This window comes from Vagococcus zengguangii (assembly GCF_005145005.1).
Lineage (GTDB): Bacteria > Bacillota > Bacilli > Lactobacillales > Vagococcaceae > Vagococcus_A > Vagococcus_A zengguangii.
Map to the genome: position 1 here is coordinate 935669 of NZ_CP039712.1, position 22517 is coordinate 958185.

Sequence of the window (22517 nt, forward strand, 5' to 3'; positions counted from 1 at the left end):
TTGTGCAACATCGAAATGATATTCAAGAAATGCCACTGAAAGATGTCATGGGCGATCGCTTCGGTCGTTATTCTAAATACATTATTCAGGAACGTGCCTTACCGGATATTCGTGACGGGTTAAAACCAGTTCAACGTCGTATTTTATTTGCGATGAATGAAGATGGTAACACACATGAAAAAGCATTTAGAAAATCTGCAAAAGGTGTCGGTAATATCATGGGTAATTATCATCCCCATGGTGACAGCAGTATTTATGATGCAATGGTCCGCATGAGTCAGGATTGGAAATTGCGTGAAACGTTAATTGAAATGCATGGTAATAATGGTAGTATGGACGGTGATCCGCCTGCTGCGATGCGTTATACGGAAGCCCGTTTATCAAAATTAAGTGGTGAAATGTTAGCCGATATTGAAAAAGAAACGGTAGATTTAGTATGGAACTTTGATGATACCGAAAAAGAACCGACTGTTTTGCCAGCTCGTTATCCTAACTTATTAGTAAATGGTTCAACCGGAATTTCAGCAGGATATGCAACTGAAATTCCAACGCATAATCTGGGAGAAGTCATTGAAGGAACGATCTATTTAATCGATCATCCTAATGTAACGCTAGATAAATTGATGGAATTTATTCCGGGTCCAGATTTTCCGACTGGCGGAATTTTACAAGGTGTTGACGAAATTAAGAAGGCTTATACTAAAGGGAAAGGGCGCGTTGTTTTACGTTCTAAAACGGAAATTAAGCCAATGAAAGCCGGCCGTGAACAAATTGTCATTTCTGAAATTCCTTACGAAGTCAATAAAGCGAATTTGGTTAAGAAAATGGATGAAATTCGTCTGATGAAAAAAATTGACGGGATTGCTGAAGTTCGTGATGAAACAGACCGTACTGGTTTACAAATCGTGATTGATTTGAAAAAAGATGCTAATGCTCAAGGGATTTTAAATTATTTATTCAAAAATACTGACTTGCAAGTGAACTATAACTTCAATATGGTAGCGATTGACGAACAACGTCCGAAACAAGTGGGCTTAATTCGGATTTTACAAGCCTATATCGATCATCGTCGTGACGTGATCCAACGTCGTTCACGTTTTGAATTGAACCGTTCATTGAAACGTCAACATATCGTAGAAGGGTTAATGAAAGCTTTATCGATTTTAGATGAAGTGATTGCAACGATTCGTAAGAGTAAAGACAAGAAAAATGCGAAACAAAACTTAGTAAAAGAGTTTGCTTTTTCTGAAGCGCAAGCCGAAGCGATTGTGTCGTTACAATTGTATCGTTTAACGAATACCGATATTACGGCACTTGAAAAAGAAGCACAAGAGTTAGCTGATAATATTACGTTCTTAAACTCTATTTTAGGCAACGACAAAGAATTAATGAAGCTAATGAAAAAAGAATTACGTGAAGTGAAGAAACAATATGAATCATCACGTTTAACCTTCATTCAAAAAGAAATCGAAGAAATTGTGGTCAATACGGAAGTCTTAGTATCACAAGAAGACGTGATGGTGACCGTTTCTAAAGAGGGCTATATTAAGCGTAGTAGTTTACGTTCATTTAGCGCCTCATCAGCCAATGAGATTGGCTTGAAGGAAACAGATTATCTAGTGTTTGCCAAACAACTACACACATTACAACACGTGTTGATTGTAACGAACAAAGGGAACATGATTTATCGTCCAATTCACGAGTTAGCGGATATTCGTTGGAAAGATGTGGGTGAGCATCTATCTCAAACGATTACGAACTTTGATAAAGATGAGCAAGTGATTGGTGTTTATCCATACGATCAATTAGCAGATAATAAAGTCTTTGTATTAATTTCACGTAATGGCATGATTAAGCAAACCGCTATGACCGAATTTGCAACGTGGCGTACGTATAAGAGTAAAGCGACTGCGTGTATGAAATTAAAAGGTGATGACGAAATTGTCAATGCGTATTTAGTTGAAGATGGCCAACCGTTAGATGTTTTCTTAGTGAGTTATCGTGGTTTTGGACTTCGTTATCCATTAAGTGAGGTCAACACAGTTGGTGCTAAGGCAGCAGGTGTCATCTCGATGAATTTGAAAGAAGAAGACTATATCGTAAACGGCCTACTTGTTTGGTCTGAGGGCGATACACCGGTTACGATTGTGACACAACGTGGCGCAATTAAACGTATGCTAGCACAAGAGATCAATCCGTTAAGTCGTGCTAAACGAGGTATTATGGTTTTACGGGAGTTAAAAAATAATGCCCATCGTGTGATAAGTGTGACGGAATCTCAAAAAGATGCAATTATCGAAGTCTTAACCAACAAAGGTAATCTTTATACGTTTAACTCAGGCACATATCCAATCAATGATCGGATGTCAAATGGTTCCTTCTTATTTGATGAAAAACAAGAAGGTGGCGTAGCACAAGTCTATCAAGGAGCCACACCACAACTATCTGAACAAGCAGAACAATAGTTATTTGTTATCTATAAAAAAATATTGTACAATGGGGGAGTTGTGTTTTTAACACAGCTCCTTTTTATATGGAATGGCATGTAACTAACAGACAGTTAAGTAAGAAAGGTGATTATTTGAAGCGTAAAATAATCAATAGCAAAACGTTATTAGTCGTTTTTATGAGTTTGATGACGATTTTTGTAGTAATATTTTATCGTCGACCGACGCCAACCATTGTTAGCCAAAATATTGAACGAGCAGAAATGCTTAGTCAAGCGAAGCAATTAATTGATATTGAAAAATTAAATAAAGAGTTAAATGAGAAAAAAGTTGATAAGGAACGCTCACAGCAACTAACCAAAACATTACAGGACGCTTGGAAAACCCTATTAAAAAACGAAACCACAAAATTTGATATTGCGATTTATGATAATCGAACAGATATTTATGTGACCTACAGCAATAAACCGATTCCTCACTTTTATACTGCGAGCATCGCTAAAGTAGCGGTCTTAATGGAAGTGTTGGCGTTAGATGAGAAGGGGATTGCTGGATTATCAACTCAAGAGCAGAGAGATGCTGAATTAATGATTACTAAAAGTAATAATGAAGTTACACACAAATTCGTAAAAAGTCGCTTAGGTGATTATTTAGAGATAGATCATTTATTTGCGGCACTTAACATGAGTGACACTCAAGCTAACAAGGAATCTTGGGGACTAATTCAAACCGATGCGTTAGATCAGGTGAAATTAATTAATGCTATTTTTGGTGAGCAACCATACAATCGACAACAAGATGTCACCTACATTCAACAATTGATGTCAAGAGTTGACGAGGAACAACAGTGGGGGATTTCTAAAAATGCAAATCGCTATTATTTAAAAAATGGCTGGCTATCGCTTGATGGAAAGACGTGGCTTGTCAACAGTATTGGGAAAGTAGCTGATCAGAATGCTGATTACTCAATTGCGGTATTGACGGAAGGAAATCAAACCTTCACTGAGGGCATAAAATTAATCGAAAAAATTGCAGGAGAAACTTATAAACAAATTGAACAATTAACCATCAAAGACTAACGTTAGGATAGTTTTTGATGGTTAATTTTTTAATGAATTATTTTTTATTTTTTGCGAAAAAAGTACAATTAATGTACAGGGAAGGGTTGATTGAGATGAGTGGAGAAAGAAAATTTAATTGGGGTTACTTAGTTATCGGTATTTTATTTATGTTGGTGGCATTTATGTCATTGTCACATCCAGAGGGAAACTGATTAGCGATTGTGATGTATTTTGGCTTTGGCGCTATTGCTAAAGGATGTTTTGAGTTGTTTAATCGAAAAAAATTTAATCTCTTAGCCGGTGAAAAATCAAAATTTCCCATTTTACTTGGTATTCTAGATATCTTGATTGGCTTAATGTTACTGTTTAATATTGGGGCTAGCTTAGTCATTTTACCTTACTTTTTTGCTGCTTGGTTTATTATAGATTCTATCTATGAGATGTTTTTTGCTAAAATATATAAAGGTGTAAGTGAACCGATGTATTGGTTTACGATTATTTCTAATGTTTTAGGTATTATTTTAGGGGTAATGTTATTATTTAATCCCATTACTTCTGCGTTAACCTTAGCGTTCTTAGTGGGTGCCTACTTTATGGTGACGGGTGTCACTTATATTGTGGCAGCCTTTGGTTAATAGTATATAAAAAAAGAGGTGTGACTTAGTCACACCTCTTTTTAATCCGGCCTTACCGACATCGTCCACTATGTCTTTTGGTAAGGGTGAACTCCAAAATCGAGTTCTGTCGCCTCATCGCATAACGGTATCATACCATATAAAATTACAAAAAGCTACTACAAAATGACTAGCCACACCGTCAGTTTATGCTATAATATAAAAGAGTTTGTATATTAAGGCTAAGTAAAGGAGGGATAGGAATGGATATAGAAAAAACGAATCGTATGAATGCGCTGTTTGAATTCTATTCAACCCTTTTGACCGAAAAGCAAATGAATTATATTGAGCTATATTATGCAGATGATTTTTCATTAGGTGAAATTGCCGAAGAGTTTGATGTGAGCCGTCAAGCAGTTTACGATAACATTAAGCGTACAGAAAAAATTCTTGAAAAATACGAAAAGAATTTACATTTATATTCTAATTATGTCGTTAGAAAAGATTTACTTGAAAAAATGAAGGATAAGGTGTCACAAGATTATCCTGATGATACTGAATTACATGAATTAATTAAGCAAATTCAAGAAATAGAAGATTAAGGGGTAGGTAAGAATGGCTTTTGAAAGTTTAACAGAACGCTTGCAAGGAGCGATGAAAAAATTACGTCGTAAAGGAAAGATTACTGAAGCTGACGTAAAAGAAATGATGCGCGAGATTCGTCTGGCTTTATTAGAGGCCGACGTTAACTTTAAAGTGGTAAAAGACTTTACGAAACGTGTCAGTGACCGTGCCGTTGGGGAAGAAGTATTAGAAACCTTAACTTCAGCACAACAAATCGTTAAAATCGTTGATGAAGAGTTAACAGCAACATTAGGTGGCGAAGCCGTGCCACTAAACAAATCACCTAAAATTCCGACAATCGTGATGATGTCAGGTTTACAAGGGGCTGGTAAAACAACGTTTGTTGGTAAATTAGCTGGTCAATTAAAGAAAAATGAAAATGCCCGTCCATTATTGATTGCCGGTGACGTTTATCGTCCAGCTGCGATTGAGCAGTTAAAAGTAATCGGTGAGCAATTAGACATTCCTGTATTCGAAATGGGAACAGAAGTTAGCCCAGTTGAAATCGTTCGCCAAGGGTTAGAATTAGCAGCTCAACAAAAAAATGACTATGTGTTCATCGATACAGCCGGTCGTCTTCATATCGACGATGTTCTAATGAACGAGCTAAAAGAAATTAAAGCTTTAGCAGATCCAGATGAAATTCTATTAGTTGTTGATGCCATGACTGGTCAAGATGCCGTAAACGTAGCAGAAAGCTTCAATGAGCAATTAGATATTACTGGGGTAGTCGTGACGAAATTAGATGGTGACACACGTGGTGGTGCCGCTCTATCAATTCGTGCCGTAACGGGGAAACCAATTAAATTTGCTGGTACAGGTGAGAAGTTAACTGACTTAGAAGTTTTCCATCCAGATCGTATGTCTAGTCGTATTTTAGGGATGGGTGACTTATTAACTTTAATTGAAAAAGCCCAAGCTGATTTTGATGAACAAAAAGCTGAAGAATTAGCAATGAAAATGAAAGAAAACTCTTTCGATTTTAACGACTTCATTGAACAATTAGACCAAGTAATGGGTATGGGGCCAATTGAAGATTTATTAAAAATGATTCCAGGAATGAGCGAAGTGCCAGGTCTTGATCAATTTAAAGTTGATCCTAAAGATGTTGCGCGTAAACGTGCAATTGTCATGTCAATGACACCAGCCGAGCGTGAAAATCCTGATTTATTAAATCCGAGCCGTCGTCGTCGTATTGCCGCTGGTTCTGGTAACAGCGTCGTTGAAGTGAATCGAATGATTAAACAATTCAATGAGAGTAAAAAAATGATGCAACAAATGACTAACGGTAACATGCCAGCAGGAATGGACCAAATGTTTGGTTCAGGCATAAAAGGCAAGATGGGCAAAATGGCCTTTAATTCTATGGCGCGTAAACAACAAAACGCGAAGAAAAAAGCCTTGAAAAAAGCGAAGAAAAAGAAAAAATAATAAGTATAAGCGTGTAGTTGATGTATCTACACGCTTTTTTTAAGGAGAAATAAGTGATGAAACACGCTGTATTAATGATTTATGTCGAAAATGTTAAGGCCACGCAAGCTTTTTGGACTACTTATTTGGGGTTTACAGTTGAAAAAACATTAGATTTAGGCCCTAGTCAGTCAGTTGTACTGAATCTAGAAGATAATTTTCGAGTACAACTTTTTGAGAAGAGTTTTATTGAGCAAGTCTCACCAGAAGTCTCTCTAGCTATGCCGTCTATTGCGATTTATGTGGATAATCTAGAAGATTACCATCAAGAGGTTGCTAGAGCAGGTTTGTTTATCAGCGATATATCGGAACATGCTGGGCAACGCTCATTTAATTTTCAAGATAATGAAGGGCATTATTTAGCTGCTATCGAACGTTAACAATTATTTTAGTTCCTGTAAAGAAAAAACACTTTACATCGTTTTTGAAACGTGATAAACTATCTTTTGTGAGCAACACAATAGAAAATTTAGAGGTGACATAATAATGGCAGTTAAAATTCGTTTAAAACGTATGGGTTCAAAAAGAAATCCATTTTATCGTATTGTAGTAGCAGATTCTCGTTCTCCACGTGATGGACGTTTCATCGAGGTAGTAGGAACTTACGCTCCAACTAAAAACCCTGCAGAAGTAACAATCAAAGAAGATTTAGTTTTAGATTGGTTATCAAAAGGTGCACAACCTTCAGATACAGTTCGTAACATCCTTTCTAAAGAAGGCGTTATGAAAAAACATCACGAAGCTAAATTCACTAAATAGTTTAAATGAAAGACGTTTCTTTTTAATAAGAAACGTCTTTTTTGTTTATTTTTTGTAATATTAAATGATTATCAGTTGAATTTATCAACAAATTTCAAAAATAAGTCGATTGGGATTGTTTTTATTTTGATTATTTCGTATTATAGAATTAGGGAATAAAGAATCACAGTATCTATAAATAGAGGTGATGGACATGTCAGATGAGCAAGATGCTAAACAAATCAGCTCGTTTATCCGTATTTTCTCAAACTACTTAAATACGATAGAAAAGAAAATGTCTAATGAACAATTGACGTTTAACGAGATAAAAGTGATGTTGGAGCTTTATGAAGCGGATAATCTAACAGCACGAGATATTGAAGAACGATTAGATTTAGATAAAAGTTACATGAGTCGTATTCTGAAAAATTTAGCAGATTTAGAATTTATTGAAAAAGAACAATCATTTGAAGACAAACGTTTGTTTTATTTATCGTTAACAAAAGAAGGTAAAGAGGCCGCTAAACAATTATATTATCAATACTTAGATGTTTTAGAAGAAGATCTTGAAATTCTAAGTAGTCCTTATAAAGGGAAATTGATTGATGCAATGAAAATGATTGAGTCTCATTATCAAAAAGAAGAGAATAAATAAAAGCCGAAAAATTATTTTTTTCGGCTTTTATTTAATAACGCCAACTATTTGCTTTTATTCACTTACTTGTTATAAAATTGAGTTATAAAGTATTGGTATTATTTTGATTAATGGATCAGGGATTCGTTTATTAAAATTTGGAGTGGAGGAGAAACTATGATTTTTAAGGGTGGTAGAAAAAGTTCGAATGTCGAAGACCGAACAAGTAGTGGTGGAGGAATGTCCACCTTAGCTGCTGGGGGAGGTATCGGTGCGATATTAATTGCGTTAATTTCATTCTTTTTTACAGGAAATTTAGGGAGTCTTGTAGATGTCTTTACATCGGGTATAACACCATCTAACTACGAAACAGTGAATGTTGATAGTGATGAATACAATGACCAAAAAGAATTTGCTTCTGTTGTATTCGGACATTTGGAAGATTATTGGAATGATGCTTTTCCGGCATCAAAAGGCAAGTATACAGAACCAACGTTAGTCTTGTTCTCAGGTAGCGTTAATTCAGCTTGTGGAACCGCGACAGCACAGGTTGGCCCGTTTTATTGTCCTGGTGACCAAAAAGTTTACTTAGATTTAAGTTTTGGTGATGAATTAGCCAAACGTTATGGTGCTAAAGGTGATTACGCGATGGCCTATGTTTTAGCTCATGAAGTAGGACATCATGTACAACAACAGTTAGGGATTACGGATCAATTGAACTATGTTCGACAACGTGTGTCGGAAAAAGACTACAACAAATATAGTGTTCAATTAGAATTACAAGCTGACTACTTTGGTGGTGCGTTTACGAAGTATTTAGCAGGTAAAACCTTTGAAGGGAAGCCGATTTTAGAAATGGGTGATGTTGAAGAAGCCATTGAAGCAGCTCATGCGATTGGTGATGACACCTTACAAAAACAAGCTCAGGGTTACGCGGTACCGGATAGCTTTACACACGGAACATCAGCGCAACGTATGGAGTGGTTTAAACGTGGCTACACTTATGGTGATTTAGAAAATAGTAATACGTTTAAAGCAGCAGGTTTTACTAATATTAAATACTAGACTAAGCAAAAGAGGCTGTGACATAAGTCTCTAAAAAAACCCCTGATAAATTTGGCAATAAAGCCAAATTTATCAGGGGTTTTGGTATAATAAAATAAAAAAGAAGCACGGTCCGACCCATGCTTCAAAGAATCCTAGAAAGGACCAAAAAATGTATTCTAATTATAACATGAATCAGTTAAGTTTGGATATTACAACTTCATATATTCCAGAAAAAAATAATACGGCTTGGTTTATTAACGAGCTAGTTGAAACATTAAAAATCAAAGAATCTTATTTATTCGGAAGACCACGTCAATATAATTTATCTGCTATGTTAAAGCTGGTCTTATTTGCGTACACACGCAGTGTTTTTAGTAGTCGTAAAATTGCTCAATTGGCTGAAGAGAGCCTACCGGCTCGTTGGTTAACACAAGAAATGGTGCCTTCTTATCGAACGATTGCACGCTTTAGAATATCTGATGAATTAGAAGGTCTTATTAATCAAGGCTTGGAGCAGCTAACCGCTTATTTACGTCAACAAAACATGATTGATGATGCCATTTTTATTGATGGAACTAAAATTTTAGCTGATGCCAATAAATTTAGTTTTGTTTGGAAGAAAAGCACGATTCGTTTCGATGCGATGAATCGAGAAGCAACCGTCTCTTTAATGAATGAATTAAAAGAGGCTTATTCGTCGTCTCATATACCAGATGGTTCTAATCTGTCTTTAGATATGGTTGATGAAGTTCTAACTCGTTTAGAATTCAGATTAGAAGAATTAGAAAAACAAATTGAAACAACACCTAAGCTTTCTCCCAACTGTACTGCCCCCAAAAAGTTAGACCAAAAAATCTAACTTTTTGGGGTATTTTTTATGGTGAAATATGATGAAGAATTTAAAATGAAAGTAGTTATAGATTATTTAAAAGGCTATGGTGGTTATCAATATTTAGCTAATAAGTACCAAATTAAAAATAAATCTCAAGTTGAGCATTGGATACGTACTTATAAGGAATTTGGCGAGTCTGGACTACGTCGTAGTCAAATAAATAAAAGTTATTCTGTTCAATTTAAGTTAGATGCGATAGAGTTATATGAAACAAGCGGAAAATCCTATCGTGAAATTAGCAACGGTTTAGGAATAACAAACTATTCTCTTTTAGCTGGATGGGTAAAAAAGTTCAGAGAGAATGGCATTCAAGGACTTTCCAGTAAGAAAGGTCGACCAACTAATATGCCTAAAAAAACTAACAAATCAGCAGCATACCCAGCTAATCAAACAGATCAAGAGCGGATTGAAGAATTAGAAAAACGAGTTCGCTCATTAGAAATACAGAATGCCTATTTAAAGGAATTGAGGAAGCTAAGAAAAATGGAAGCCCAACAACAAATGAAACACTTGCGAAAATCATCCATAGCCTCCGAGGACAATTCAAATTAGTTGAGCTTCTAACAGAGTTAGAATTCCCAAAAGCTACTTATATGTATTGGCAAAAACGTTTTGAAATGGATAATCCAAACAAAGAATTAGAGGAAGAAATTACCAGTATTTTTTATGAACATGAAGAACGATATGGTTATAGACGTATTACCAACGAACTTAAAACTCGAGGAAGAACGGTTAACCATAAAAAAGTTTTGAGAATTATGAAGAAATTAGGATTGAAAGTCATTAAGTTTATGCGTAAGTCTCGTAAATATAGCTCATATAAAGGTAAAGTAGGGCTAATAGCAAAAAATAGAATTCACAGAAAATTCTATACGTCTATCCCTCATCAAAAAATCACAACTGATACAACGGAATTCAAATACTATGAAAAAAATAATGGGATTTTAACCGTTAAAAAACTCTACTTAGATCCCTACTTAGACATGTTCAATAGCGAAATTATTTCTTACGCTATTTCTAATCACCCGAACGCAAAATCGATTGAGCAAGCTCAATTAGCAGCTATTGAACGAACAAGCGATTGTCCCTATCGTCGAACTTTCCATTCTGATCAAGGATGGGCTTATCAAATGAAAAATTATTCTAAATGTCTAAAGGATAATAAAATATTCCAAAGTATGTCCCGTAAGGGAAACTGTTTAGACAATTCTCTAATGGAAAATTTCTTTGGGTTATTAAAGCAAGAAATGTATTATGGTAAAGTCTTTCATAGTTTTGAAGAATTAAAAGAGGCAATAGAAAAATGGATTCACTACTACAATCATAAGAGAATTAAAGTGAAATTAGATGGTTTAAGCCCAGTGGCTTATCGACTAAAATTAGCTGCATAAAATAAAAAATCGGAGCAGATTTCTCTACTCCGAATAAAGTCTAACTTTTGGGGTTCACTACAAACCCTGCTAAACAAGAACGACGTTCTTTAAAATCAACTAAAAGAAAATTAGCTGCACGTCGAGCTAAAATGCTAGAACATCAAAAGCAATTTAAGACTTTCGGGAAACGAAACAGCTTTTCAAAAACTGATCACGATGCCACTTTCATGAGAGTAAAAGAAGATCACATGAAAAATGGTCAGCTTAAGCCAGCTTATAATCTGCAAATTGCTACGAGCAAGCAATTTATCGTAGGCTATGATGTTTACCAAAATCCAACAGATACTAAAACGTTAATCCCTTTCTTAGAAAAAATGAATTTAGCAGAAAAGGATGCAATGTATATAGTAGCAGATGCAGGTTATGGTTCAGAAAGTAACTATCAATATCTAGAAGACAAATTATCTCAACATACCTCATTAATCCCGTACGGGACAATGTTGAAAGAAAATAGTAAGAAATGGCAGTCAGATGATAAAAAGGTAATGAATTGGTTTTACGAAGAAAAAGAAGACTATTATATTGACCCAAAAGGAGTCCGTTTTAATTTTAATACGTATCGAAAACGCACAGACAAAGACGGTTTTTCACGTGATTTCAAGGAATATGTGGCAGAAAAATATGACGAAAATCGTGAAGAAATTCCTGCTGCGTTAACAGCCAAAGGCCACATAAGAAAAATAATGATTAATCCTTCATGGGAATATTATAAAGCGAAGCAACGAGATTTTCTTTCAACGAAAGAAACTGGAAAAATTTACGCTAAACGTAAGATTGATGTGGAACCAGTTTTCGGACGGATGAAGGCTTCTTTGGGCTTCACTCGTTTCTCTGTGAGAGGACTTGGAAAAGTTCTCAAGGAAACCGGTATTGTTTCCTTGGCGCTAAATATGATGAAATTAGCGTCTTGGGAGACGCAGAAAGACATAGAAAATAGAAAAAATCCGAAACAAACGAAAAATAACACTTTTTGTCCGTTTCGGATTTTTTATTTTAGACTAATAACACTAACTTTTGTCACAGCCTCTTTTTGTTATTTATTCAATGTTTGTTTAGTAGGACATTCATTAGTACCACAGTTGCAACCGGATTTTTTTTTTATCATTTTTTTATAAATAACTCGAGTTACTAACGCTAAAATAATTAATGAGATAAGGAATGTTGCCAACTTATTCACCCCCATAGTTGATTGAAATACCACACAACGTGTCTTCAGCGGTAGATGTCATGTCTTTTCTAGGTTTAATGAGAATATAAACTGTTACGATAACAATCAGGTAAGCAATCAGGGTGCTAATTGAAAGATGTTGATTAGCGATGCTCTGAGCTAATTGATAGTAGCAAAAACTTACGATATACGCAAATCCACATTGATAGCCAATGGTCATTAGTGTCCATTTTGTTTGGTTCATTTCACGTCTGATTGCGCCAATTGCCGCAAAACACGGTGCGCATAATAAGTTGAAAATTAAGAACGATAAGGCTGCTTGTGGGCTTAATAAGGATTGTATACCAGTCTGTGGTGCTAAGATACTCATCGTCCCGACAATGTTTTCTTTTGCAACTAGCCCCATTATCGTGCTGACAGTCGTTTGCCAATTACCAAAACCAAGGGGACTGAATAAATAAGCAATGAATTTTCCAAGAGTAGCTAAGATACTATGGTCTGTCCCGACTTTTTGTAAAGCAAAATTATAGTTTGATAAAAACCAAATGGCTATCGAACTGACAAAGATGATTGAGCCTGCATTTTTTACAAAGGCTAATGTACGATGCCATGTGACCTTCAACACACTTTTTAATTCTGGTAAATGATACTGTGGTAGCTCCATGACGAAGCTAGTTTTTTGATGTTTAAAGTAGTTTAATTTTTGCAATAATAAGCCTGATAGGATAATGGCTCCCATCCCTATGAAATAGGCGAGTGGCGCGATTAAACTGTTGCGAGGGAAGAAGACACTGGCAATAAGCCCTATTACTGGTAATTTAGCAGAACAGGGAATAAAGGTCGTTGTCATAATGGTCATTCGTCTTTCTTGTTCAGATTCGATGGTACGACAGGCCATAATGCCTGGCACACCGCAACCAGAAGAAACAAGCATAGGGATGAATGATTTACCTGATAAGCCAAAGCGTCTGAAAATCCGGTCTAAGACAAAGGCAATCCGAGCCATGTAGCCAGAATCTTCTAGTAAATTTAAACAAATAAACAAGACACATAGCTGGGGGACAAAACCAATAACTGCTCCGACTCCTGCTACAATACCATCTAAAATTAACGCTTGGAGCCAATTTGCTACTTGCCAATTAGCGAACCAACTAGTTAGGGCTTTTGGCACGAGTTCACCAAATAATACATCGTTTACCCAGTCGGTACCAATTGCGCCTATTGATTGAATGGATAAATAATAGACACTCCACATAATCACCGCAAAAATAGGTAACCCTAACCATTTATTCGTCAATATTTTATCCAGACGATGTTGGAATGCTACATGTTTAGAATCCGTTTTGATTAAGACTTGTTTGACTAGTTCATCTACGAGTTGATAACGGGCTTGAATAATGATTTCGTAATGTTCGAGGTTGAAAATTTGTTCGGTTATATCAATAATCTCTTCGATTTCTTGGCGTTCGCTTGTTGATAAGCTCAGTCGGTCTATTATTTCAGGTTCTTTTTCAAATAATTTTATAGCATACAAACGCTGTTTATCAGGAGCTGCTTTATGTTTAATAATGCTGCTAATCTCTGATAGGGCAGTTTCTAGACGCTGATCATATTCAAGGAAAGGACGCTCGTTAGGTTGTTTTAGAAGTTGTTTTTCTAATTGGGCTAAGCCTTTATTTCTTTTGGCACTAATTCCGCAAACAGGTATGTTTAAACGGGTAGATAATGTATGAAGATCCAATACCAAATGTTGGTCAGCTAATAGGTCTATCATATTAATGGCTAAAATTATTGGTTTACCTAGTTCGATTAATTGTAGGGTTAAATATAGACTACGTTCAAGATTAGTCGCATCAATAATATTGATAATTGTTTTGGCTTGTTCTGAAAATAAGTAATTACGAGTCACAATTTCTTCAGGTGAGTAGGGAGAAAGTGAGTAAATACCAGGTAGATCCTGAACGGTTTGACTTGTGTTAAGCAAGGTTCCTGTTTTCTTTTCGACCGTGACACCAGGCCAATTACCAACATGCTGATTGCCACCTGTTAATTTATTGAATAAACTCGTTTTGCCGCTATTAGGATTTCCTGTTAAAGCAATTTCGCCGTGAGTCATTATTTCGCCACCTCTTTAACTAAAATATGTTGGGCATCAGCTTTTCTTAAACTTATAGAATAACCGCGAAGTTCTAGCTCAAGTGGGTCTCCCAAAGGTGCTCTTTTTCTTAATTTAACGGTGGTATTGGTTGTAAATCCCATCTCCATTAAATGTTTTTTCAATCGTGTATCACGGTGATTGATTCCGACGATTGTGCCAATTTGATTAGTCGAGAGATCGGACAAACTGACAAATTTATCAGCTTCATTATTTATTACAGCAAGGATTTGTTTTGCTTCCTTAATCGTTAATTGATAGCTTTTTTGATTAGTAAGGGTAAGTCGATGAGATGTTTTATTTGCTAAATACCAATTATTATTCAGTAGTTCTGGAAATTTACTAGCAATGTCGTTTGAAACAGCTGTAATCTTGTAGTTGTTCCCTTTTTCACAAAGATGAATAGGTTTCATTCAAGTTCCTCCTAACCAATCCTCTTAATCGATTGATTTATTGGTAATGATAATCATTATCAATTGTCTTAATCATAAGTTCATTTCCTCTCAATGTCAATCAAAGGTTAAAAAAACCTCCCTAAAATTATTAGGGAGGTTAAGCTTATTAGTCGACTAATTTAATCAGGGTGTATTTTTTCTTACCTTTACGCACGATAATGAATTTTTCTTCAAATGAGTTGTCTTTAGTAATCACAAACTCAACATCACGCACTTTTTCGCCATTGATTGAGATAGCACCATTTGTTACATCTTCACGTGCTTGACGTTTTGATGGTTCGATTTTTGTTTCAATCAACCAATCGATAAGGTTCATATCATCTTTACCTATTTCAGCAGTTGGCATGTTTTTGAAACCTTCTTCAATTTGACGAGCTGATAATTGTTTCACGTCACCAGAGAATAGGGCATCTGTAATGGTTAATGCGTCATTTAAGGCTTCTTCACCATGAACAAATAATGTCATTTCTTTTGCTAATGTTTTTTGTGCTTCGCGTTTGTGAGGTTCTGTTTCAACCTTAGCTGCTAATTCTTCAATTTCTTCTTTAGTTAAGAAGGTAAAGAATTTTAAGTATTTCACAACATCTCGGTCATCTTGGTTTAACCAGAATTGGTAGAATTCGTAAGGTGACGTTTTTTCTGGATCTAACCAGACAGCGCCACCAGCTGTTTTACCAAATTTTGTGCCGTCAGCTTTTAACATTAAAGGAATCGTTAATCCGAAAGCTTTGGCTTCAGGTCCAACTTGTTTACGAATTAATTCTAAACCAGCTGTAATATTACCCCACTGATCCGCGCCACCTACTTGCAAACTGACGTTATGATTTTGGTGCAAATGTAAGAAGTCCATTGATTGTAAAATTTGGTAGGTAAATTCAGTGAATGAAATCCCAGTTTCTAAACGACTTGCAACGATATCTTTAGCTAACATTGTATTGACATTGAAGCTCTTACCGTAGTCTCGTAAAAAGTCTAACAATGTTAAGTTACTAGTCCAATCGTAGTTGTTGACTAATGTTAGATCTTGCTCGTTATCTTTGCTGAAAAATAGTTTTTCCATTTGAGCTGTTAATTTTTCTACGTTATGTTGAACTTGTTCCATCGTCTGTAACTGACGTTCACTTGTACGCCCACTTGGATCACCAATAGAACCTGTTGCACCACCGATTAAGATGTAAGGGTGATGGCCAAACATTTGGAATCGTTTCAACATCATGAAGGGGATTAAATGCCCGATATGCATGCTGTCGCCAGTTGGGTCTACACCGCAGTATAAAGAAATTTTGTTGTTTTCAACATAGTCTCTTAAACCTTCAGCGTCGGTTTGTTGGTTGATGGCGTCGCGCCATGTTAATTCATCGATAATATTCATGTTTTGTCTTCCTTTCGTATGTGGGTATAAAAAAAGTCCCTGCAGAGCAATGCTCTACAGGGACGAAATTGACAAGTTAACTCCGTGGTACCACCCAGTTTGTGTATAGTTAATACACCACTTTATCCCTCGATAATGGGAGGGGACCACTTAATAGTTGATAGAGTGTAATTCAATCATTTATTTGTGCTAAATTTCACCAAACTTTAGCTCTCTAAAAAACAGGGATAAATGTCTACTGTGCTCCATTAAGTTTCTGTATCTATCGTTCATCTTACTGATTTAGTATCTAAAAGTCAACCCTTTGCACCGATTATTCCGTTCTTAATGCTTCAACGGGATCTTTTTTAGCAGCACCTTTAGAAGGAATGAAACCTGCGACTAACGTTAAGATGACTGATAGAAGGATTAAGGCTAATCCATATTCTGGTTTCAATGACGCATTAAAGCCATCCATATCTATCAATTTACTAACAATTGAGTTAATTGGAATTGTTAGTAGCATGGTAATCATAACCCCTACAATTCCTGAAATTAGCCCGATTAATCCAGCTTCGGCGTTGAAAATTCGGGTAATATCTTTCTTACGAGCACCTAAGGCACGCATAATACCTATTTCTTTTGTACGTTCGACAACAGACACATAGGTTAGTATTCCAATCATTACTGAAGAAACGATTAAGGAAATAGCGGCAAAAGCAGTCAGAATAACGGTAATGGTGTCTAGCATCGTTGTCATCATTCCTGTCATCATTTCTGCCATATCAGTATATTGAATCATATATTTCGTATAGTCATCCGAATTTTTTCCGAATTTTTTCGCGATTTGTCGGTTGTAGTCTCCGATGACTTTTGTAATGGCTTCACGTTCATCAAATGTTGAAGGATAGATTGAAATGTTAGTAGGAGAAGTATCCCCACCTAGCGTTTGCATAATGCTTTTATGTGTGTCTTCATCGATTTCATCGTTAGAAGGTGATAAGGCGTTTGTTTTTGGATGTTCCTTCATAAACTTGATGATGTCAGAGTCTTTTTCTTTAGCTAACATCTTTGTTTCAAGTTGTTCGGTGTAACCCAGTGAAGCGCTAATTAGAGTAGCAGTAGCATCTTTCGGACGCATAATTGCGACAATTTTTGCTTCTAGGCCGTTATCATACATTCTTTCGTCAATTACTTGATTAATAAAGAAGTTACCGACAGGACTTTTTTCATAAAAAGAATCATTGTCAATCATACGGAATTCTTTTCCTAATAATTGTTGGGCATCTTGAGTCTCTTCGCTAGATAAACCTAACGCTTTGCTAATATCTTTGTTTAAGGTGTTATCGTAATTAACAAACAAGATTAATTCGTTTTGATTAGTTGGGTAAGTAAACGCTTTGTTCTCTGAAGCAATGACTTCATATTGTGACAAAATATTTTCGCCGTTTGCAGGTAATTTGGCGAATAAAGAGCCCATTGAGAACATTGAAGCAGGGTTACTAGGGTCAGCTGCCTCTTTTTTTACTTGTTGTATGTCACCGTTAGTGTTTTTGGTTAAAACGTTCATTTGATAGCCAGTATCATAGGTCAAGTTTGAATATTTGCCTTTCGCCTCACGCTCTAAAAAGTCGATGAACGTTTCACCATTTCCTAAAATATCTTCGTTATAAATGTTTTGGTGGGTAGTGATTGGTTCTTTAATAGTTATTTCATTTGAAGATTGATTTGTATTGTTTTTATCAGGCGATTCGGTCATTGAGTCAAAATTACCCGCACTTGTTTGGCTAATGGTAAGTGGAATACCGGATAGCGTTTCCTTTTGCAAATCATCGATGTATGATTTCATTCCGTTTGATAGTGCAAGAACTAGCCCGATACTGATAATCCCAATACTTCCAGCTAGTGTCACTAATGCGGTACGTGTTTTTTTGGTGAGTAGGTTTTTCATGCTAGACTTAATGGCAGTAAAAAATGACATCGACGTTTTAGATTTTGTGAATTTCTCGGTTGAGTCATTAAGCACATTGACAGGCACTGTGTCTTCTAAAATTGAACCATCCGCTACACGAATAATACGATCACTGTATTGTTCAGCAAGCTCCGGATTATGCGTAACCATAATAACTAGTCGGTCATGGCTAATTCTTTTTATTAATTCCATAATCTGGATGCTTGTTTTACTGTCTAAAGCGCCGGTAGGCTCATCAGCTAGTAAGATTTTGGGGTTATTTACGAGTGCTCTAGCAATTGCCACACGTTGCATTTGGCCTCCAGATAGCTGATTTGGTCGCTTCTTAGCATGTTCGGACAAACCTACTTCATCAAGAGCAGTTAAAGCGCGTTTTTCAGCTTCCTTTGTTGAAACACCGGTTAAAGATAGTGCCATTTTAACATTTTCTAGTACAGATAAATGAGAAATTAAATTATAGCTTTGAAAGACGAAGCCGATAGTGGTGTTACGATAACTGTCCCAGTCTTTATCTTTAAAGGTTTTTGTAGAAGTCCCTTCAACTAGCAAATCGCCAGATGTGTACTGATCTAATCCACCAATGATATTTAATAAGGTTGTTTTACCACTGCCGCTTTGCCCTAGAATTGAAACAAATTGGTTACGGTTGAATGATAAATTGATATTTTCTAATGCGATAGTTTCTTGACCGCCGAGTTGATATGTTTTTCTAATATTTTTTAATTCAAGCATTGCATAGCCTCCCTTACCATTTATCATATCATAGAAAGATGAACCGAATATTAAGTAATTTTATAAATTTGTAAATAGTTGAACAAATCAGTAAATTATAGAATAATAAAGGAAACGAGGAGGTTCGTGATGGAAATTCTAAATTTTGTATCAGACCCTAATTTATTGGGAAGTTGGCATTATCAACGTGAGAAAGCTAGTATCTTAATTGTAACGAATCAACAGCTTGTTGAGGTTATGGATAAAGTGGGGTTCGATTTAATGCCAAAACATTATCATAAACATACGGAATTGCCGATTAGATTTGAAGCCCTGTCGCAATATGATTATTTTAGCTATTTGTTTTTTGAGCGAACACCAAAGAGCAACATGTTTGAATTTGAACGTTTTTGCCTACATTTAAATCAGGAGTTGTTGATTTTAGAAGTTCAAAACGGTGGTCGACTACATCAAGATTTTTTGGCTGATATTATCGGGATTATTGAAAATAAAACGTTAAATCAAGCTTATTTAGAAGTTATTGACTGGTCATTAAGTCGTATGTTTGAAAGTTTATTTGAATTTGAAGAAGCGTTAACTAAAATTGAAAATAATATTATTGAGATGGAGATGGACTTTAAAATTGAAGAAATAATTATGATGAAGAATCAATGTTTTAAAGCCAAAAAATACATGCGTATGTTTCAATATGTGAGTGATGACTTATTGTTGAATAAAAATGGTTTTATCAAAACTGAAGAAGCGTCTTTTGTTCAAAATATTGACTCGCGTATCAATCGAGTATATGAATATTCGTTAAGTTTATATGAAATGGCTGTTCATCTTTTAGAAATTTACGATAGTACAGTTAATACAGTAACGAATGCGACGATAAATAAGTTAACGGTGTTCACGGTATTTGTTACGCCAATTACGGTATTAACAGGTATTTATGGAATGAATTTTATCAATATGCCAGAACTTCGCAACCCGAATGGTTATTATATTTTGTTAGGAGTCATGGTTCTAATTATGCTCATCATTTATTATGTGTTGAAAAAAATCAAATTGCTCTAGGTGTGTTTCATTTAAAGGACTAATTTTACTTTGGCTAGTGGGGAAATATATTTGGCTTTTTAGGTGAAATATTAGTATGATAATATAGGTCTTGAATTTTGACGTAGGAGAGGGGACTTATGGTAATGATAGTAGTTGGTGGAATGATTGGATTAGGTAAGACAAGTGTTGCCACTATTCTTGGTGAACATTTAAAATCAGATGTATTTTTTGAAAAAGTAGAGGGGAATGATATCCTTCCTTTGTTTTATACAGCGAGTCCTGAAGAACAAGAAGCAAAACGATATCCTTTTTTATTGCAATTAGATTTTTTACAAAGTCGTTTTAAAGACATAAAGCGTGCATTGGTGCACCCGCATAATGTCTTAGATCGTTCAATTTACGAAGATTGGTATTTTGCAAAAGTTAATAATGACTTAGGTCGTATTTCAGATATTGAATTCAAATTGTATGAAAAACTATTAGACAATATGATGGAAGAATTAGATGAATTACCGAAAAAAGCGCCTGATTTGATGATCTATTTACAAGGATCTTTTGAAACGGTAATGAGTCGCATTGCTGAGCGTGGTCGCGATTTTGAGCAAGATGATGAGTTGTGTGATTATTATTACGCACTTTGGAAAGATTATGATCAATGGGTAATGGAACAATACAAAGCATCAGAAGTCTTAATTATTAACATGGATGAGATGGACGTCGTAAACTCTAAAGAAGATCGCGAAACGTTTATACATCAAGTAGACGAAGTTTTGACGAAAATGAATTTAATATAATAAAAAAACTGTCGAGTATTCCAAAAAGGAAAGATTCGACAGTTTCTTTTTTTACATTAACGGTGCAAAGACGTTTAGAACGGCTCGTGCTAAATGTCGCCACCATCCGACGCTTTTTGCATCCTCTAAAGTCACTTCATGACACACTTCTTGAACATCAACAAAGTCTTGATAAATTTCATGAACAGTTTCTGTGTCATACATCCAAATACCATTTTCTAGATGAAGATAGAGGCTTCTAAAGTCAAGGTTGATAGATCCAACAACAGCATATAAATCATCCACCACAATGCTTTTTGAATGAATGAATCCCGGTGTATATTCAAAGATTTTAACACCAGCTTCAAGTAGTTGATCGTAATTAGAACGAGTAACGGAATGTGCGTACCATTTATCAGGGATATGAGGTGTTTGGATTCTAACGTCAATACCTGATTTAGCAGCGTTACACAACGCATCCATTAACGTGTTATCAATAATCAAATAGGGTGTTGTGATATAGATATATTTTTTTGCGCGGTTAATCAAGTTTGAATAGACAGACATACTAATCGCTTCGGAAGTAAACGGATTATCCGAAAATGGTTGGTAAAATCCGGTTTGATTGTCATAATCGCGATTTTTTCCGGGATAATAGAAGGTGTAATCATTTTCTTCTTCGTGTAAGAAATCCCACATTGAGAGGAACATGATAGTGAATCCCCAAGCAATATCACCTTTCATTACAATTCCTGTATCTTTCCAATGACCAAAACGTTCGACTTCATTAATGTATTCATCAGCCAAATTTATCCCGCCTGTGAAGGCTGTTTTACCATCAATGACCATGATTTTTCGGTGATCACGATTGTTAAATATAGATGAAAGAACTGGGACAATCGGATTGAAGATGCAAGTTTTAATTCCCTTAGCTTCAAGTACTTCATTGTATTTGTATGGTAATTTAAACAAGCACCCAAAGTCATCGTAAATCAGGCGAACATCTACACCTTGAGCGACTTTTTCTTCCAGTATCTCTAAAATTTCATTCCACATTTTGCCTTCTTCTATAATAAAGTACTCCATGAAAATATATCTTTCGCCTTTGCGTAGTTCGATTTTCATTTCTTCAAACATTTCTTCTCCAATTTTTAAATAGCGGCTAGTGCTATTTTGGAAAAGAGGTAGGTCACCATAATTGTATAAATAGGTGGAATGAATGGCAGCATCTTCGTTAGGCATCACGTCATGCGGATTTAGCACGTCAAACGTTTTGTTAATTGCGTCAATTTCTTTTTGATGCACTTCATCCATTTTGTTTTTAAAACTTTTCTTTGTATACAGGCGTCCAAAAATCAAATAGATCATGACGCCAAGGTAAGGTAACAAAGTAACGGGTATTAGCCAAGCGATTTTGTATGCCGGATTGCGTCGACTGTTAATGATACTTAAAACAGCGATGGTAGAGACAATAAAATAGCCAATATAGAAAAAGTTGGCGCTTGTTTGAAATCGCATGAGCAGCATGTATAGTAGGCCCAATTGGACTAATATGAGAACTGCTGTTAAAACAATTCGGTTGGTTGCAGAACGTAAAAATTTCATTATTAGGCTCCTTAAATAAATGATGCTCTTATTATACATGAAAACAGGTGTAAATCGCATTATTTTTCACTTGAGTTTGCAATTGTTTGATGAACTGTTCCTTTTTCTGTAACAATAAAATCGTTGTTTTATAACAGTTCGTCGTTTTTTGAATTATATTTCACTAACTGATGTATCTTTTGTTAGTTTGTTAACAAGGTTGATTTTGTTGGTTTGAAGGGGTTTTCTGTTGTTTTTTTAAAAAAACTTATATAATTTTAAAAAAAATAACTTGCACCTATTGTGATTTTTTTATCATGTGTTATACT

16 protein-coding genes, 3 pseudogenes and 1 other annotated feature are annotated in these 22517 nt (G+C 35.5%); of the genes and pseudogenes, 14 read left to right on the forward strand and 5 right to left on the reverse strand.

The window, feature by feature from the left end; all coding sequences use genetic code 11:
• Positions 1 to 2 precede the first annotated feature (2 nt).
• The 12 genes and pseudogenes from parC to FA707_RS04435 all read left to right on the forward strand — a co-directional run.
• Entirely contained in the window at positions 3 to 2465 is a 2463-nt protein-coding gene (parC, locus tag FA707_RS04380) for a DNA topoisomerase IV subunit A (RefSeq protein WP_136953081.1), read from the forward strand.
• Between the two features lie 116 nt (positions 2466 to 2581).
• Positions 2582 to 3526, forward strand: a complete 945-nt coding sequence (locus FA707_RS04385) for a serine hydrolase (RefSeq protein WP_154299960.1) — start codon at positions 2582 to 2584, stop codon at positions 3524 to 3526.
• A gap of 95 nt (positions 3527 to 3621) precedes the next feature.
• Positions 3622 to 4143: pseudogene (locus tag FA707_RS04390) on the forward strand (HdeD family acid-resistance protein).
• Between the two features lie 242 nt (positions 4144 to 4385).
• Entirely contained in the window at positions 4386 to 4724 is a 339-nt protein-coding gene (locus FA707_RS04395; protein WP_136953083.1) for a putative DNA-binding protein, read from the forward strand.
• A 13-nt stretch (positions 4725 to 4737) separates the two neighbouring features.
• Entirely contained in the window at positions 4738 to 6177 is a 1440-nt protein-coding gene (gene ffh, locus FA707_RS04400; RefSeq protein WP_136953084.1) for a signal recognition particle protein, read from the forward strand.
• Between the two features lie 56 nt (positions 6178 to 6233).
• Positions 6234 to 6596, forward strand: coding sequence for a VOC family protein (locus FA707_RS04405; protein WP_136953085.1), 363 nt, complete (start codon positions 6234 to 6236; stop codon positions 6594 to 6596).
• Positions 6597 to 6702: 106 nt separating this feature from the next.
• Positions 6703 to 6975, forward strand: a complete 273-nt coding sequence (rpsP, locus tag FA707_RS04410; protein WP_135254846.1) for a 30S ribosomal protein S16 — start codon at positions 6703 to 6705, stop codon at positions 6973 to 6975.
• Positions 6976 to 7168: 193 nt separating this feature from the next.
• Entirely contained in the window at positions 7169 to 7609 is a 441-nt protein-coding gene (locus tag FA707_RS04415) for a MarR family winged helix-turn-helix transcriptional regulator (protein ID WP_168177342.1), read from the forward strand.
• Positions 7610 to 7765: 156 nt separating this feature from the next.
• The gene (gene ypfJ / locus FA707_RS04420; protein ID WP_136953087.1) at positions 7766 to 8653 is read left to right on the forward strand and encodes a KPN_02809 family neutral zinc metallopeptidase; all 888 of its coding nucleotides are present in this window, start codon (positions 7766 to 7768) and stop codon (positions 8651 to 8653) included.
• A gap of 151 nt (positions 8654 to 8804) precedes the next feature.
• Positions 8805 to 9494 carry a transposase gene (locus tag FA707_RS04425; RefSeq protein WP_136953088.1) on the forward strand — a complete coding sequence of 230 codons (690 nt, stop codon included), beginning with the start codon at positions 8805 to 8807 and terminating at the stop codon, positions 9492 to 9494.
• Between the two features lie 18 nt (positions 9495 to 9512).
• A pseudogene (locus FA707_RS04430) lies at positions 9513 to 10918 on the forward strand (IS3 family transposase).
• Positions 10919 to 10980: 62 nt separating this feature from the next.
• Positions 10981 to 12075, forward strand: a pseudogene (locus FA707_RS04435) (transposase); the annotation flags it as partial.
• A gap of 54 nt (positions 12076 to 12129) precedes the next feature.
• Here FA707_RS04435 and feoB read toward each other — a convergent pair.
• From feoB to FA707_RS04455, 4 genes are all read right to left on the reverse strand, one after another.
• Positions 12130 to 14244, reverse strand: a complete 2115-nt coding sequence (feoB, locus tag FA707_RS04440; protein ID WP_136953090.1) for a ferrous iron transport protein B — start codon at positions 14242 to 14244, stop codon at positions 12130 to 12132.
• Positions 14244 to 14696 (reverse strand): FeoA family protein, encoded by a 453-nt coding sequence (locus tag FA707_RS04445; protein ID WP_136953091.1) that lies wholly within the window; start codon positions 14694 to 14696, stop codon positions 14244 to 14246. Before FA707_RS04445 ends, feoB begins: the two co-directional genes overlap by 1 nt.
• 148 nt (positions 14697 to 14844) lie before the next feature.
• Complete coding sequence (gene tyrS, locus FA707_RS04450) at positions 14845 to 16110, reverse strand: tyrosine--tRNA ligase (protein ID WP_136953092.1); 1266 nt, start codon at positions 16108 to 16110, stop codon at positions 14845 to 14847.
• Positions 16111 to 16165: 55 nt separating this feature from the next.
• Positions 16166 to 16365: a binding site (T-box leader), on the reverse strand.
• Between the two features lie 58 nt (positions 16366 to 16423).
• Entirely contained in the window at positions 16424 to 18793 is a 2370-nt protein-coding gene (locus FA707_RS04455) for an ABC transporter ATP-binding protein/permease (RefSeq protein WP_136953093.1), read from the reverse strand.
• Between the two features lie 129 nt (positions 18794 to 18922).
• Here FA707_RS04455 and FA707_RS04460 point away from each other — a divergent pair, with 129 nt between their 5' ends.
• Positions 18923 to 19849, forward strand: a complete 927-nt coding sequence (locus tag FA707_RS04460; protein WP_136953094.1) for a magnesium transporter CorA family protein — start codon at positions 18923 to 18925, stop codon at positions 19847 to 19849.
• Positions 19850 to 19968: 119 nt separating this feature from the next.
• Positions 19969 to 20625 (forward strand): deoxynucleoside kinase, encoded by a 657-nt coding sequence (locus tag FA707_RS04465; protein ID WP_136953095.1) that lies wholly within the window; start codon positions 19969 to 19971, stop codon positions 20623 to 20625.
• Positions 20626 to 20676: 51 nt separating this feature from the next.
• Here the strand turns inward: FA707_RS04465 and cls are convergent, their stop codons facing one another.
• Positions 20677 to 22209 carry a cardiolipin synthase gene (gene cls / locus FA707_RS04470; protein ID WP_136953096.1) on the reverse strand — a complete coding sequence of 511 codons (1533 nt, stop codon included), beginning with the start codon at positions 22207 to 22209 and terminating at the stop codon, positions 20677 to 20679.
• Positions 22210 to 22517: the final 308 nt, after the last annotated feature.